This is a genomic window from Microbacterium sp. LMI1-1-1.1, assembly GCF_040815675.1.
GTDB lineage: Bacteria > Actinomycetota > Actinomycetes > Actinomycetales > Microbacteriaceae > Microbacterium.
The window spans coordinates 72,253-85,676 of the sequence record NZ_JBFPNN010000010.1; the positions used below are offsets into that span (position 1 = coordinate 72,253).

At 65.6% G+C, this 13,424-nt stretch carries 16 protein-coding genes; 7 read left to right on the forward strand and 9 right to left on the reverse strand.

The window, feature by feature from the left end; genetic code table 11:
• Positions 1-180 precede the first annotated feature (180 nt).
• Both MRBLMI1_RS15365 and MRBLMI1_RS15370 read left to right on the forward strand, forming a co-directional pair.
• The gene (locus MRBLMI1_RS15365; protein WP_367734342.1) at positions 181-468 is read left to right on the forward strand and encodes a hypothetical protein; all 288 of its coding nucleotides are present in this window, start codon (positions 181-183) and stop codon (positions 466-468) included.
• A 767-nt stretch (positions 469-1,235) separates the two neighbouring features.
• Positions 1,236-1,598, forward strand: a complete 363-nt coding sequence (locus MRBLMI1_RS15370) for a hypothetical protein (protein ID WP_367734344.1) — start codon at positions 1,236-1,238, stop codon at positions 1,596-1,598.
• Here the strand turns inward: MRBLMI1_RS15370 and MRBLMI1_RS15375 are convergent.
• Positions 1,559-1,810: an RNA polymerase sigma factor gene (locus tag MRBLMI1_RS15375; protein WP_367734346.1), complete on the reverse strand. Its 252-nt coding sequence runs from the start codon at positions 1,808-1,810 to the stop codon at positions 1,559-1,561. The genes MRBLMI1_RS15370 and MRBLMI1_RS15375 overlap by 40 nt on opposite strands.
• Positions 1,811-1,938: 128 nt before the next feature.
• Between MRBLMI1_RS15375 and MRBLMI1_RS15380 the strand changes: the two genes are divergently transcribed.
• Positions 1,939-2,277, forward strand: coding sequence for a hypothetical protein (locus MRBLMI1_RS15380; protein WP_367734348.1), 339 nt, complete (start codon positions 1,939-1,941; stop codon positions 2,275-2,277).
• A 2,012-nt stretch (positions 2,278-4,289) separates the two neighbouring features.
• Here the strand turns inward: MRBLMI1_RS15380 and MRBLMI1_RS15385 are convergent.
• The 3 genes from MRBLMI1_RS15385 to MRBLMI1_RS15395 are packed head-to-tail and all read right to left on the reverse strand — an operon-like array spanning position 4,290 to position 7,282.
• Positions 4,290-5,135 (reverse strand): hypothetical protein, encoded by an 846-nt coding sequence (locus tag MRBLMI1_RS15385; protein WP_367734350.1) that lies wholly within the window; start codon positions 5,133-5,135, stop codon positions 4,290-4,292.
• A gap of 12 nt (positions 5,136-5,147) precedes the next feature.
• Positions 5,148-6,884, reverse strand: coding sequence for a relaxase/mobilization nuclease domain-containing protein (locus tag MRBLMI1_RS15390; protein ID WP_367734352.1), 1,737 nt, complete (start codon positions 6,882-6,884; stop codon positions 5,148-5,150).
• The gene (locus MRBLMI1_RS15395; protein ID WP_367734354.1) at positions 6,884-7,282 is read right to left on the reverse strand and encodes a MobC family plasmid mobilization relaxosome protein; all 399 of its coding nucleotides are present in this window, start codon (positions 7,280-7,282) and stop codon (positions 6,884-6,886) included. The genes MRBLMI1_RS15390 and MRBLMI1_RS15395 overlap by 1 nt, the downstream gene beginning before the upstream one ends.
• Positions 7,283-7,487: 205 nt before the next feature.
• Here MRBLMI1_RS15395 and MRBLMI1_RS15400 point away from each other — a divergent pair, with 205 nt between their 5' ends.
• Positions 7,488-7,862, forward strand: a complete 375-nt coding sequence (locus MRBLMI1_RS15400) for a hypothetical protein (RefSeq protein ID WP_367734357.1) — start codon at positions 7,488-7,490, stop codon at positions 7,860-7,862.
• A gap of 505 nt (positions 7,863-8,367) precedes the next feature.
• Here MRBLMI1_RS15400 and MRBLMI1_RS15405 read toward each other — a convergent pair.
• Positions 8,368-8,973, reverse strand: coding sequence for a recombinase family protein (locus tag MRBLMI1_RS15405; RefSeq protein WP_367734359.1), 606 nt, complete (start codon positions 8,971-8,973; stop codon positions 8,368-8,370).
• Between the two features lie 302 nt (positions 8,974-9,275).
• Between MRBLMI1_RS15405 and MRBLMI1_RS15410 the strand changes: the two genes are divergently transcribed.
• The 3 genes from MRBLMI1_RS15410 to MRBLMI1_RS15420 are packed head-to-tail and all read left to right on the forward strand — an operon-like array spanning position 9,276 to position 10,740.
• The gene (locus MRBLMI1_RS15410) at positions 9,276-9,608 is read left to right on the forward strand and encodes an ArsR/SmtB family transcription factor (protein ID WP_108320785.1); all 333 of its coding nucleotides are present in this window, start codon (positions 9,276-9,278) and stop codon (positions 9,606-9,608) included.
• Entirely contained in the window at positions 9,605-10,216 is a 612-nt protein-coding gene (locus MRBLMI1_RS15415; RefSeq protein WP_108320784.1) for a cadmium resistance transporter, read from the forward strand. Before MRBLMI1_RS15410 ends, MRBLMI1_RS15415 begins: the two co-directional genes overlap by 4 nt.
• Positions 10,213-10,740, forward strand: coding sequence for a signal peptidase II (locus MRBLMI1_RS15420; RefSeq protein ID WP_164878281.1), 528 nt, complete (start codon positions 10,213-10,215; stop codon positions 10,738-10,740). Before MRBLMI1_RS15415 ends, MRBLMI1_RS15420 begins: the two co-directional genes overlap by 4 nt.
• An 81-nt stretch (positions 10,741-10,821) precedes the next feature.
• On the opposite strand, the gene MRBLMI1_RS15425 is transcribed toward MRBLMI1_RS15420, so the two are convergent.
• The 4 genes from MRBLMI1_RS15425 to MRBLMI1_RS15440 form a co-directional block, all read right to left on the reverse strand.
• Positions 10,822-11,694, reverse strand: a complete 873-nt coding sequence (locus MRBLMI1_RS15425) for a F510_1955 family glycosylhydrolase (RefSeq protein WP_239277143.1) — start codon at positions 11,692-11,694, stop codon at positions 10,822-10,824.
• A gap of 64 nt (positions 11,695-11,758) precedes the next feature.
• The gene (locus tag MRBLMI1_RS15430; RefSeq protein ID WP_108320503.1) at positions 11,759-12,364 is read right to left on the reverse strand and encodes a DUF305 domain-containing protein; all 606 of its coding nucleotides are present in this window, start codon (positions 12,362-12,364) and stop codon (positions 11,759-11,761) included.
• A gap of 89 nt (positions 12,365-12,453) precedes the next feature.
• Complete coding sequence (locus MRBLMI1_RS15435) at positions 12,454-12,906, reverse strand: DUF6153 family protein (RefSeq protein WP_108320502.1); 453 nt, start codon at positions 12,904-12,906, stop codon at positions 12,454-12,456.
• Between the two features lie 108 nt (positions 12,907-13,014).
• Entirely contained in the window at positions 13,015-13,419 is a 405-nt protein-coding gene (locus MRBLMI1_RS15440) for a four-helix bundle copper-binding protein (protein ID WP_108320501.1), read from the reverse strand.
• Between the last annotated feature and the right edge of the window lie 5 nt (positions 13,420-13,424).

The window sequence follows — 13,424 nt, forward strand, 5'->3', positions numbered from 1 at the left end:
CCCATCCCTCACCGGGCAGGCGTGACAATCCGGCTGACGGCCACTGGGTCGAGACCGTGGCAAATCTCGCGGCGCATCCTCGGCTCGCGAAACCTGTCCTCACTCCAACGGCATGCCACGTTTTGCACATCCGTGCAACGGGGATGGTGTGCAAGAACGAGGAAGGCTAGCTTCCGGCGGGTGACGCACACACTCGAGCGGGTATCCGTCTCGGTGGCGGGGGTGCCGTACACCCTAGCCCCCACCGAGCACGCCGAACAGATCAAGACCGCCGTCATGGACGCCGTGCGGGCTGGAGGCGGTTTTGTCGAACTCGACCTTGACAACGGCATCCAGCTGAGCGTTTTGATTACGGCCACATCGCAGGTGACCGTTGGTGTGGAAACAGCCGACCTGGACTCGGACAACGCCGACGGTGAATCTACCGGCCATTGGTACCCCTACACAGACCCGCCATTTCTTAGATAGCCCGTCCCTAGAAAGCGCGGTATGCAGCGTCTGCCGGCTTCACGATCACTGCTATGCCAGAGGCCGTCGGCCAGGCATGTCGCCTCAGTGAAGCCAGCCCTCGCGGTTTACGGATTGCCCTCAATTGCGGCCATCCCCATGTCGGCGCTCGGCTACAGGCACGGTGAAACCCATGAGGAAGCGCTGCAGCGGATGGGAAGGTAATGCTGGTGTGGCCCTCCCGAGTGCAAGGGGCGCGGAACGGGAGGGCCACATCAAGTATTTCGGACCGGGCGGCGTTTCGGGTTGGATCCTGCGTAACGTGGCCACCCCCGCCGGTGACCCCCAGGGGGCCACCGGCGCGTCTCAGACTCGCTCGGGCAGACATGACGTGGCACGAAATGCGGCCGCGACGTCGCTGGCGCTAGGGGCCAAGCCCGAGCACTGCAGGGCGCACTAGGTATCCCACCCGCGCGCGTCCCTAACTCGCCCCGCGACGTGACGTGTTGCGACCTGATCGACGCGCGTGCACCCTAAATTTGGAATACGTCGGCTCCACCCCTGTGCCGGCAGGTGTACGGGCCCCCTCCCCGCCCTTAGGAGAGGGCCCGTGCACTCTTTAAAGCCCTGCGCGAAGCGCCCATCCGTGGCGGGATCGTCGACACTGGTCAGTGAGCCACACTCCACCGCTGGAAGTGACGTACGGGAACGCAGCCCGGGGACCTGCCGTAGTAGCACGCTTCCTTGAGGACGACCCGCGGGTGGTGCCTGTACTTAGCCTGGGGAGTGTGCTGAACGCTGATGACCTTGCCCGCTGGCTCACCAGCTATCTGAAGCGCGGGGTCATCTTCGAGGCCACCGCCAGGGTGCGTGAGCAGTCCTACGGATCCCGCAACACCCCGTCAATTCATGTAAGGGTCGGCCCCACCGGGTGGGACCTGCTCATCGAGCCCGACCCTGACCGCGATTACGCGTGGCACACGGTGATGGAAACGTCCGACGTCGACGTCACCCTCACCACCTCGGACATGGCCACGTTGATTCAGACCATGCACACCATTTACGAAATGTGCACTGAGCTCGAGAACCTTTCGTACGCAACACGAATCCCTCATCGACAGGCACGCACCGCGGACGCGTCTCGAAGCTGAGACATCTCTCGCCAGGCAATCACGAACGACTCCTGCACAACATCGTCCGCGTCGGTGGAGCTACCCACAATGCGGGTGATGAGAACGCGAAGAAGAGGCAAGTGGCGCCGTACCAGCACAGCGAAGGCAGCGGTGTCTCCAGCGGCAGCGCGCCCCACCAAAATCGCATCATCGGCGGCATGAAGTGCCACGGCGCTGCGGTCTGCCCTCACCGCCCAACTTTCTCACATCTTTTTTGTGACGATTGCCGTCCCCCGTGCTCTTATCTGTGGAGCGATTCGACCGCTTCCGCGGCAAGGTATTACCCCAACGCGACCTCCTCCGCTTCCCAAGGACGTACATGGGCCAGCTGTTCTACGGCACCGCAAACACTTCCCTTCCCATCCACGACCGGCTCCTCGCCTACCTGCAGGTGGTGATTGCCACCAAGATGCGCCGCGGCGAGTCGTTCACGCTCTCGTGGACTTCTGCGCCCGGAGCGCCCGAAGCACGCACGACGATCTGGCTCCAACCCGCGATCCAGATCCGTTTCGTCTACGACGGCACCCAGCCCGAGCGTCTCCACCCCGCTTACCTGCATAACCTTGCCGCCCAAGCCAACTCCAGCGGCGGCATCATCGTTGGCGCCGCCACCTGGGAGGACCAGGAGAAGGCGCACGGCAAGGTGGCTACACGATGACGCCCGGCACCGGCCGTCACGCGGCCATCACCAGCTCCAGGCGCACCAAACCCCGCCCCGTGCCGAGCCGGCCTCCCCTGCCGCACACCCCACCCGCCGGGCGCCAGGACCGACGAGCACACACGCTCGCATCAGACCGCGAACTGTGAACACGTCGGTGACGGTCTCCGACGAAGACGCAGCCACCATCGCTCGCGAACACCTCGCCCGAGCAAGCAACGCCCTCCGAGGAGAAAACACGCCCACACCTAAACATCGGCGATTTCACCTCCTCCCCCGGGCGGGTAAGACAGCCGCGGACGGTATGGCATTAACCCTCGACACCGCCGCGAAGGGAGCAACCAAGGCAATTGACGTTGCCGTCCGATCCGTCTCTGACGCGTTGTCGCGGATCCACGCGAGCTATCGGCGGCACCCTCGAAAAACCACCCTTGTGCTGAGCGTTCTTGCCATCGCCTTTGTCACGGCCGCGCTACGGGCTCGACGGGGGTAATCGTCGCGCCCCGCGGGCGGGCTTTTGTTCCGTCACAACCGCGACCTCGCCCAGCCACTGTGCAGGTGAGATGCTGCAAGTGGGTCCTCTTCGCACGAGGTGCCGTCGATACGAAGAGGACCCACCCCCAATCATGTCCCCCAAATAGGGGACATGACGAACCAACGAGCCCAGTTGACATGTACTTCTGTGCTCCTCTACTCACGTCGCGCGCGCCCGCCGCTGCATTGGAGGTCACTCCGAAAGCCGCCACCGACATTTCCGGGATGGGCCAGGTTTGCGGGCAGCGACCGGCATAGTTCGAGGAGGCGGCGAGGGACGAAGTCGGCGCGGAAGTGGAGGAGGCGGCGAGGGACGAGGTCGGCGCGGAAGTGGATGAGGTGTCGATCCGAGGGACGACGGGGACAAGCAGCGGGCCCTACGGTGGCGCCTTCGTCGGGGCATACGACCCGTCATGAATGTACGACACGGCAAACTTCGACACGGCGGTCGCCGTACGTGAGGGCAAGCTGGGCACTGCAAGCCGACTGATAGGCGGCGAGTACCGTCAGCGCTACCGCACCACGGCTTCATGAATGGCATCGTGCCGCTCCGCCGCCAGCAGACCCCCAATAGGCGTCCTGGTAGTCGATTAACCGCCCGGCGGGTGGCGCGTTCCTCGTCGCCGGACAAGAAGCTGGAATACGGTGAACGGGTGAGGGACAACGTCGATGAGAGCACCACATCCCATGTGAGCTGGTTCACAATCGAGGATCTCGAGCCTCACGAGCGAGAAGCCGGCCACCGAGCCCTTCCTAATCTAAATCTGTCAACGCTAGTGATGGTTGGGGCTGTCCTGGGCGGGGTGAACCTGCCCGATATCGTTCACGGACAAGTGCGGCGCCGTCGGGATAGGAGGAGTGCGGGGGCAACGACGCAGAACCGCGACGGCTTATGGCCAACCACATTGCCGCCTTACCCCACGACCGGGTTTGCTCGCGCGCGGGTCGGGTGAGTCTCGTTGATAGCTGACCCGGTCCGGGGATTGCAGTGACTTCCTCCCCCACCACCGCGATGTGATTGGGGCCCGTGGAGCCGACGGTTAGATAGTTGCATGGGTAAGTTTGTCTACGAGCAGGATGTGCGGGCGGACTTTGAGGCCGCCTTTTAGCGCATCTGCAGGTTGTCATTGGCAACAAGCTGCGCCGCGGTGAGCCGTTCTACTTCACATTTCGGGACTATCAGAGCACGGGCGGCGGCCGTGTCAGCGTGTGGGTGCATCAGGGGGCTTCCCTCACGTTCAAATTTCACGGCGGGCGGGCGCCGTCTCTCAATCGCGCTTGGCTGGAGGCTCTTATGCACACCGCGAGCTCGCCAGTGGGTCTCTACATCGTCCCGGAGCCGGCGGACCAGATGGAGGCCAGCCCGATGATGGGGTGAGGGGCGACTCCCTTGACATCGAAGACGCGCTCCATCTGATGAGGCGAAGTTCCATTGGCCCTCCGTTGCTCACCTGATCGGCCGGCGACTGGTGCCTTCACTATCGCGCCCGCTCATCGCGGTGTACGCGGGCCGCCCCATATTGAGCCGGCCGCGCCCTGACACCGACCCCGGGGGTGCCCTTGACGGCCTCGGTAGCTGGCTTAGCGTTGCCAAGATCAGCGCTCATTCTGGCAGCCACGGCCTCCCCCTCGACGCCCTGGGCATGAAGCTTGCTCGCCTCGATCTTGCGGCGTTCTACGGAGTCGTACGTGCTGCCGGCCGCGACGCGGGCGGACGTGGCTGCACGCTGGTACGACTGCGCCTCCTCGCGGGCCTGGGTTCGCTCGTCCGAGCCTGCAAGAACGTCCCTTACGCGCTCGCCCGTCGTGTCGGCCTGGCGGTCGGCGCGGTCGGCTTCACGCATCAGTAGCGCCGCTTTTGTTTCTTCGCTCGTGCCGTGCTGCTGCTTTGTCTCGGACTGCCGCCGCGACAGCTCGGCGTCGACGGCTGCTCCCACCGCCTGAGGGTCACCGCCGGCTTGGTGAGCGTTGAGGCCGTAGCGGGTGCGCAGCTCTTCGCGCATGCGTCCCTCGGCGCGCATAGCCTCGGGGTCTTCCCCGCCCCACGCGCGGGCCGTGGCCAACGTCGCGCCAATCTGCTTGGGGGTGGCGTGCTCCCACCATTCATTGCGGTGAACGACGCTGAGCTGAGCGCGGGCGGACTGTCGTTCGGCATCGAACCGCGATGCCAGCTCGCGCGCGTGCTGCTGGCTCGCGGCCTGTGCGCGTCGGGCTGCTTTCTCGCGCTGTCGAGCGATGATTTCGCCCACGCGTCCGCCGGCTGTCACCGCGACGCGGAGCTGCTCCTCGAAAGCTTCCGAAATACCGTCGCTCTCATCGACCATGGCGTGCTCCTTTCATCGTTCCACGCCTCCGTCGAGACCGGGGGTTGTAGTCCTGGGGCGGTTCGATTCGATCGTCGACGGAAGCGGCGAGGTCGTTCCCTCGCGACGGTTCTCCTCGGCCCGGTTCATCTTGTCCAGTGCTTCGCGAGTTGCCTCGTCAATGACGGCCGACATGTCGATGCGCCGCGGTGCCATCTTGGTGGCTGCCTGGGCGGCGGTCGGCGCGGCGCTCGTTGACGCTGCCGGCAGAGCGGCGCGCACCCGACCCAAACGGGTGCGGACTTCGGTCGCGATTGCTTCCGCGTGTCGTGCCTGCTGCGTGGCTTTCGCGGCCTCGTAGACGGCCTGGGTGAGCCCCATGAGCTGACGCAGCATCGCCGCCTGTGCGGCGGTTCCTTGACCGCCTCGGACGGCGGTCGCAAGGAGCATTGCGGCACCGCAGGCAGAAACTCGGCGCGCCTTCTTCGGCGTCCCTTGGCCGCGGTAGGTCTGCGCCGATTTCGCCAACTCGTCCGAGGCTGCGGCGAGGTCGCCGGGAATGTCCTCGACGGCGTTGGACCACGCCGCGAACGCCCCTGAGGTTTGCCGTGCAACGCGCGCCCATGTGTCGCGGTCATCCAGCGGAACCGAGCGCAACGTCTCGTGCAGCTCTGCTAGCTCGGCGGTGTACCGGTCCCACAACTCGGGGTCAGGTTCCGCCGTCTCGCGTCCCGGTGCGACGGGCCGCTTGTTGCGCTGCGCCGCGTCCCACTCGGCCGCGGCGTCCTTTGCACCCGTCGGACTGTCAGGCCACTCGGCGCGAAGCCTTGGCAGGGTAAGGTCCCGGCCCAGGTGACCGCCGCCGTACCAAATGGGACGCTCCCCCTGTGCGGGCTTCGCGGCCACCGAATACCCGGTGATGACGTCGAACTGACTCTCCGCGTAGCGGGGCCGCACGACGACCCCGGAGCGGCGCAGACGGCGCACGAACTCAGCTTCGTTCTCGCTCGCGCTCGCGCACGCGCGCACCTTGCGGGCGAGGTCGTTCCGGGGCGCGTTGAGACGAATCTCAGCGGTAATCCGGGTCTGCCGTTCGCGGGGGTCGAGCTGGTGCCACGGGGTGACGTCGCCGGCGATCTGCGCGGCGTGCGTTTCGTACTTGCGCTGTGCGAACAGCGCCGAACGCTCCTCGACCTTGGCCTGTTCGGCGGGGCTGTAGCCGCGCGTCGCGCGCTCCCCCTTGGCCGACTCCAACAGCTCGAGACCGTGCTTCACTTCGAGCGCTCGCGCGGCGTTTTGGGCGCGCACGTAATCGAGGTGAGTAGACGCCTTCGTACCGTCCTCGCGCACGAGATTCACGGCGATATGCACGTGGTCATTACCGGCCTTCGAGAGGCCGTGACGGACAGCCACCCAGCGACACGGTGCCTTGGTTCCGCCGTTGTCGTCAAACCCCATCGCGGCCACAAAGTCGGTGGCAATTGCGTTCCACTCGGCGTCGGTCTTGATGCCCTCCTCCGCGCGAAGCGAGAGGGAAGCGTGCCAGACGTGACCGCCCTTGACGTCGACCCCAAGCTGCTTGTGCGGGCGGTCCAGGTGACGCGCGATCGCCAGGCCGCTGTCGCGGCTCAGCTCGGCATCGTCGTACCACGCCATGAGCGCATCGTCGCCCGCGACAAGGTGGGGCTCGCTGTGCTCGTTGTGGCGACCGCCACCGACGAGATACGTCACGAGGCCCGACATGCGATCGCCCCGCGTGATGTTCGGCATCACGTCACGCTCAGCTCGTCGGTCAGCTCGTCAATCCGCATCGCCGTCTTGCGCACCGCGGCAAGCGTCGCGAACGTCTCGGGGTGCAGCTCATGCGTGGCGTTGGTGGCCTTCGCGATCTGGTTCACGTTGTTCGAGATAGCGGCGAGCAGCCGATGCAGCTCGTACAGCTTCGTGATCGTCGCACGCCGCTCCGATGCCGTCTCACCGGCATCCTGCGCAAGCGCGCTCTCCACGAGAAGACGTGGGATCGTGACGCCCTGCGTGAGGGCCAGGCGCAACAGCACGCCCTCCTCTTCGGGGCTGGCCTTCACGACATGACGCGCCACACGACCGCCGGCCACATTCGGGCGACGACGACGCTCGGACGGGCGAGGCGTAGGCGTCTCATCAGACATGCTCACCCTCCCCTCGGCCCAGCGCAGCGCCCCCGCACCTGCGGGGACCGCACACGTCAAGTGTGCCGCACCTCTCGACGCATGTCGACAGGTCGAGACCATTTAGGGCACCTAAATGTATAGCTTGCTCCGTCAATTGCGTGTGTGGGGTGTACGAAGTGCCAGGAGCCTCACGCGGACGGTGCAGCATACGTAGGCTGCTTGCATGGCTAAGGAACTCTCCCCCCAGGAAGCAATGGAGCGCGCGCAGCGCGCCCTTGACGATCGACTGACGTCGGTACGCGAGCTGGCCGAATCTCGGCAGAAACTCGCAAACGTGCGCGAGGCATCCGCGGCGCGCATCGCTGAGGTCGAGCGCGAAGAGCGCGAGAAAGTCGCCGCCGCTGAGCGCGACGACGCACGCGCCTACAGCTCGACGATCGACGCCGGCTGGACGCCCGCCGAGCTGCGCAAGATCGGCTTCACGGAGGCGGGCAAGAAGCGCGCACCGCGACAGCGCGCAGCGCGCAAGTCATCGTCCAACGAGGCCGCCGCCACGCCGCCGGCCGACGCCTCCGAGAGTCAGTCGTACGGCGGCTGACGTATCCCCCTGACCACCTGTGGACGGCCCGAGCTACCTCCGGGCTCCACCCGCCCACAGGTGGACAGCGGGACCCTAGTTGTCCGACCGCTCAGCGGCCTCGCTGGGGAGACCCCCTTCCCCCTGATGCCCGGGATTGTCACAGCCCAGCACTCCGTCAAGAGCGCTTCGCGTCACTCCGTGATGCGGCACGCCGCACCCTTGACGGGGTGCCGTTCTGTGAAGGACGGCATTTATCAGGGGGCTGGGGAAAGAGTGGCGATGACGTCCGGTCAGAACGCTGGCGGCTGCTCGGCACGGAGCCGGCGTGTCCGCCGCAGCTGCACCGAACTTGTCACGACGTTGCTGAGCCCGATCGAGAGAAGTACCCAGAAAGCGACCACGAGGAGCGTTGGGAACTCAGCCGCACCCAACGCAAGAACGACGGCCGACGCAACGACGACAAGCACGTCGACGACTAAGAGGACCAGCCACACGCGGGGCGACCTCATCCACCCCAGCCACCTCACGAGACGCCGCCAGAAACGGGCTGCTCGTCCGCGTAGCGGATGATGTCGGCGTAAGCGCGAGAGGCGGTCGACTTGTCGACGCCGAGCACGTTTCCGATCCGCGCGAAACTGAGCCCGTCTTCCTCGCGCATGCGGCGGAGCTGCGCGAGCTGGTCGGCGTCGAGCTTCGAGGGTCGACCAATCGCCTTTCCTTGCGCGCGGGCGTGATCCATGCCGCGCTGCGTGTTCTCTCGGATCGTGTCGATGCGCAGCTCTGCGAACACAGCGACGATCCCGAACAAGGCACGGCCCATCGGGGTTGTCGTGTCGATCTGCGGTTCGGTCAGACTGCGAATGTCGATGCCGCGTTCGCGCAGCTCATTGAGGGTGTCGAGGATGATCCGTTCGCTGCCGCCGAGACGGTCGAGGCGGCGCACCAAGAGAGTGTCACCCTCGCGGAGGTAATCGAGGCATGCGACCCACTGCGGGCGCGCAGCGATCCGGCTGGACTCGCCGTGATCGACGAACACACGGGTAGCGCCGGCCGCGCGCAGCTCGGCCTCCTGCGCTGCCGGGTTCTGCTCCCGACGTGAGACGCGGGCGTACCCAATCACGTTCGTCATAAGGCGGCGAGCGACTGCACCACGGCCCGACGCTGCTTGTCGGTGAGCTGCGCGATCAGCTCCGGGTACTGCTGCTCGATCTTCGTCTGCGACTCGGCCATGGTTGCTCCCCTCGGTCCTCGACTCTACTAGATGATGCAAAAGGGTTCCTCTCGTTTTTGCATCGTTTCGGATTTTGCGACGGGGTTTTACACCACAGCGAGAGGCGGATTTCCGGCACCTCGTCGATGAGCTCGGGAGCGGTGCAAAACCGATCGGTTTCGCACCACTTATTAATCGGCAGTTACCGATATGATCGTCACATGCCGATGACACAAGAGCTCGCAGCTGCTGTATCTCTGTTCCACTCTCTTGCCGATCACAGTCGCCTGACGATCCTGCGTCGGCTGTCCGTTGGTGAAGCGCGGGTGAGGGACCTCACCGACGAACTCGGCTTGGCGCAGTCAACCGTGTCAGAGCACGTTGGATGCCTCCGCGAATGCGGACTCGTTGTTGCCCGCAGTGAGGGCCGACAGAACTTTTACTCTGTCTCCACTCCCGAGGTGATCGATGTTCTCGAAGCGGCCGAGCGACTCCTCGCCGCGACGGGTTTCAAGGTCGATCTGTGCAAGACGTACGGGAGCGACGCCCGATGATCGGAACCATCGTGGCCGCCATCGGCCTGTTCGCGGCGACGAACATCGACGACATCGTCGTCCTCACCGTTCTGTTTCTCGCGTCCGCACGCGGAGCCCTCCCGGGATGGAAGGTCGTGGCCGGACAGTACCTCGGCTTCATCGCTCTGGTCGCAATCAGCAGCCTCGCCGCCGCAGGCCTCACCATCGTTCCGGATGAATGGGTCGGGCTGCTGGGCCTGGTCCCACTTGCGATCGGTGTGTACGGGCTGATTCGTACGCTCCGACATCGCGGCGACGATGACGACGACGACGAAAGCTCCATCAGCGCCGGGGGCCTGCTCGGAGTTGCCGGCATTACCATCGCGAACGGTGCCGACAACATCTCGCTGTACACACCTGTCTTCCGCACCAACCCGGTTCCGGACACCATCGTTACCATCATCGTGTTCTTGGTACTCGTTGCCGTGTGGTGTCTTATCGCCCGCTTCGTGGGTACCAGCAAGGCTGTCACAGAGGCTCTTGAGAAGATCGAGCACTGGCTCGTGCCGGCCGTGTTCATCGGGTTGGGTCTGTACATCCTGGTCGAGTCCGGCGTGATCGTTCGTCTCATCGAAGTCCTGTCGTGAGCAGGTTCACACGCCTCCTCGCTGCCGCTGCTGCCGTAGTTGCCGCCTTCACGGTCGACCAACTCACCAAAGCGTGGGCCCTGTCCTACCTCGACGGAGGCCGTGATATCGACCTTGGGCTGGGCGTATCCCTGCGCCTCGTGTTCAACCCTGGGGTCGCATTCGGTCTCGGCGGCGATGTGGGAGCGCCGCTTGTCGTCGGCGTTATGGTCCTTGTCGCCGCGCTGCTCACGTGGATCGTCATCCGAGTGCTGCGGAGGCAGAGCATGGGCGCTACTGCGCTGCTGGCTGCCGCCCTCGGCGGCGCGATCGGCAACCTGTGGGACCGCACCACACGCGCTGAAACCGGACCGCTCAGCGGAGAGGTGGTCGACTTCATCGCTGTCGACTGGTTCGCCATCTTCAACGTGGCTGACATCTTCACAACGCTCGGCCTGCTCGGGTGGGCAGCCTTGTATCTGCTCCGTCGAGACCACGCTCCCATCAGCGGGAGCACCGGTGACGGTTCCCAGCACCGCGGCTGATCTGGGAACGAGGAGGGCCCGCACGGGTATTCGTGCGGGCCCTTCGCGGGTGGCGGAGGGCGGTGCCCGCCGCGATGCGCGTTACTGCTGGTAGGGGATGAGGCTCAGGCCGCTGTCATCGACGACGAGGATGTCGCCGTTGTTGGTGATGGTGACGGCTTGGGCGGTGCCGTGGATCGTTCCGACTTCGAACCAGTTCTGCGCTCCCGCGGTTGTGGCCCAGATCCGTCCCTGGGTGCCGATACCGACCACGCGGTTGTGGTCCGGGGAGGCGCTGAGCCCGGCAAGAAGGGGAGCATCCGGCCACGCCTGAAATGTGGCAGCCCGGTCGGTGCTGACCAGCAGACCATCCGCGGTGGAGGCCATCACTCGCCCTGCTGCGTCAACGGCGAGCGACATGGCGTAGACGGGTGCCCCGGTGGGCTGCCAGGAGACACCGCCGTCTGTGCTGGTGAGCATTTCATTGGCGTCGGTGGCGACGCCGTAGAGCGTTCCGCGGGGGTCCGCGGCGAGGGCGTGAAAGTCTTTCTCGCCTGTGAATGCGGTGGGTTGCCAGCTCTGCCCGTTGTCGGAGCTTCGGATGATGCCCAGGTTGGGGGCTCCCAGCTCGGGCGGGGTGGTCCGACCGGGGTGGCCAGATGCCACGAGTGTGTCGTCAAGGACGGTCAGGCCCATCGCGTCGAAGTCCGTCTTCGCCAGGCGGGCGCCCAGCTCACCGTCACGGGTGACGGTGAAGATGCCCTCGTGGGTTCCGATAAGGAACCCATCGGTGGCGGGGTCATCAACGATGCCGTGCACGTGTGTGAGCGGCTGCTCAGGGTGGTCGTCACCGGTGAGGGACGGTGAACCGGCGCAGCCTGCGAGAGCGAGCGCGACCATGGGGACGAGGGTGACCAAGGACAAGGCGCGGGTGCGGGAGCCCGGCGCGGTGAGGTTGGTGTGGTGGTGCTGCATTGGGGGTGCGTTTCGTCTGATCGGGTGGTGGGGCGCGGTGGTTTTCCGCGCCCCACCCGGGTGATCAGAGAGTTGCCAGAAGCTCCTCCATGGTCGCGATTTCGGACGTCTGCGATTCGACGATCTGGTTGGCCAGGGCGACGGCGTCGCTGTTCTGGCCGTTGCTGGCCTCTTCCTGGGCCATCTCGATCGCGCCGCGGTGGTGTTCGATCATCTGCTGAAGGAACAGTCGGGCGGCGTCCGTGCCGGTGGCCTGCTCGAGGGCCTGCATGTCGTCCTCGCTCATCATGCCGCCGCCGCTGTGGTCCATGCCGCCCATGTCGGAGGAGGTGGCTCCCCAGTCCTCGAGCCACCCTTCCATGGTCGCAATTTCAGGCTCTTGAGCGGCCTTGATCTGCTCCGCCAGGGCGGTGACGCGCTCGTCGATGCCGTCTTTCGACAGGAGCGTGTCGGACATCTCGATCGCTTGAGTGTGGTGCTCGATCATCATGCTGGCGAACATGACGTCCGCCTCGTTGGCGTCCGCGGACTGCGCGGGGCTAGCACTGCTGCTGCTGCCGTGGTCCATTCCGGGCATGCTGCCGCCCGAGGTGGTCCCGCCGGAGCATCCGGCGAGAGTGAGCAGGGCGGCGAGAGTGAACGCGGCGGTCGCCGCGGCGCGGGTCTTCATGGTGGTTGTCTCCATCGGTCGGTGATGAGGCACGACGGTTGTCGTGCGGGAAGATGCGTTGCCCGCGCGGAAGGCGGGCGTACGCGTCATCACGTGCGACTGATGCAGAGAACCGTGAGGGAAGGTGGCGGGACAATCTGTGCGGGCGCGGGCCACCGGGCCTGTACCGCGCGGAGTACGTCGTCTCGGACGGTAATGCGCCACCCGATACGGTGACGTGCGAGCACGAGCACGCTGACAAGCAGCGCCAACACGCACGCCATCCAGGCCATGGCGTGATCGTCGCCACAGTCGCCGCAGCCGTCGTCGTGGGCGGCGGTCGTGTTCAGCTGGGCGGAGAGGGGCGACGCATCGTGATGGGTCGATACCTCTCCCGCGACAGCCACCGTGTCGCCATGTCCGGAGGCGGTGGTGTGGGTGTTGAGGGAGTGCATTGCCAGGAGCCCCACGATGACGGCGCCGGTTACAGCGATCACCATCAGCAGGGTGCGGGTGAATGCACGCTGGCCACGCACATGCTGCGCGAGGGTAATCAGCGACATCTTCACCTCCTGGTCGGTTTCTAGGCTAACTTTCGCCGGCGAGGGCGGGTGGGCCGCTTGACGGCCAACGCGCGCTTTGCCCGCGAGTGGGTGACGGGAACTGGTGGGTTACAACGCCGCGAGGAGGTCGTTGCACGCCTGCTCGCAGCGGCGGCATGCCTCTGCGCAGACCCGGCAGTGCTCGTGCATGTCGGCGTGCTGCTCGCATTCCTGCGCGCACGCGGCGCACGCGGTGCGGCATGCCTCCACAACAGCGCGAACCACCTCGACGTCCACCGTCGTCTGTCGAGAAAGCACCGCACCGGTCGCGGTGCAGATGTCGGCGCAGTTGGCGTTTTTGGTGATGCACGTCACCAGCTCGGCCACCATGTCTTCTGACAGGCACGCGTCGGCACACGCGGTGCAGGTCTGCGCGCATTCGATGCAGGCCTCAATGCAGCGGGCGAGTACGTCCGCGGCCTCAATGGACGCGGCCTTGGGGTGAGTAGTGAGCATCTGATCGATAGCAGTCATGTTCG

Bases quoted from the DNA above. Each gene is read 5' to 3' on its own strand.
- MRBLMI1_RS15410 (WP_108320785.1), top strand. From the start codon at position 9,276: ATGCCGATGACACAAGAGCTCGCAGCTGCTGTATCTCTGTTCCACTCT.
- MRBLMI1_RS15395 (WP_367734354.1), bottom strand. From the start codon at position 7,282: ATGTCTGATGAGACGCCTACGCCTCGCCCGTCCGAGCGTCGTCGTCGC.
- MRBLMI1_RS15440 (WP_108320501.1), bottom strand. From the start codon at position 13,419: ATGACTGCTATCGATCAGATGCTCACTACTCACCCCAAGGCCGCGTCC.
- MRBLMI1_RS15415 (WP_108320784.1), top strand. From the start codon at position 9,605: ATGATCGGAACCATCGTGGCCGCCATCGGCCTGTTCGCGGCGACGAAC.
- MRBLMI1_RS15400 (WP_367734357.1), top strand. From the start codon at position 7,488: ATGGCTAAGGAACTCTCCCCCCAGGAAGCAATGGAGCGCGCGCAGCGC.
- MRBLMI1_RS15385 (WP_367734350.1), bottom strand. From the start codon at position 5,135: ATGGTCGATGAGAGCGACGGTATTTCGGAAGCTTTCGAGGAGCAGCTC.
- MRBLMI1_RS15435 (WP_108320502.1), bottom strand. From the start codon at position 12,906: ATGTCGCTGATTACCCTCGCGCAGCATGTGCGTGGCCAGCGTGCATTC.
- MRBLMI1_RS15430 (WP_108320503.1), bottom strand. From the start codon at position 12,364: ATGAAGACCCGCGCCGCGGCGACCGCCGCGTTCACTCTCGCCGCCCTG.
- MRBLMI1_RS15405 (WP_367734359.1), bottom strand. From the start codon at position 8,973: ATGACGAACGTGATTGGGTACGCCCGCGTCTCACGTCGGGAGCAGAAC.
- MRBLMI1_RS15425 (WP_239277143.1), bottom strand. From the start codon at position 11,694: ATGCAGCACCACCACACCAACCTCACCGCGCCGGGCTCCCGCACCCGC.
- MRBLMI1_RS15390 (WP_367734352.1), bottom strand. From the start codon at position 6,884: ATGCCGAACATCACGCGGGGCGATCGCATGTCGGGCCTCGTGACGTAT.
- MRBLMI1_RS15380 (WP_367734348.1), top strand. From the start codon at position 1,939: ATGGGCCAGCTGTTCTACGGCACCGCAAACACTTCCCTTCCCATCCAC.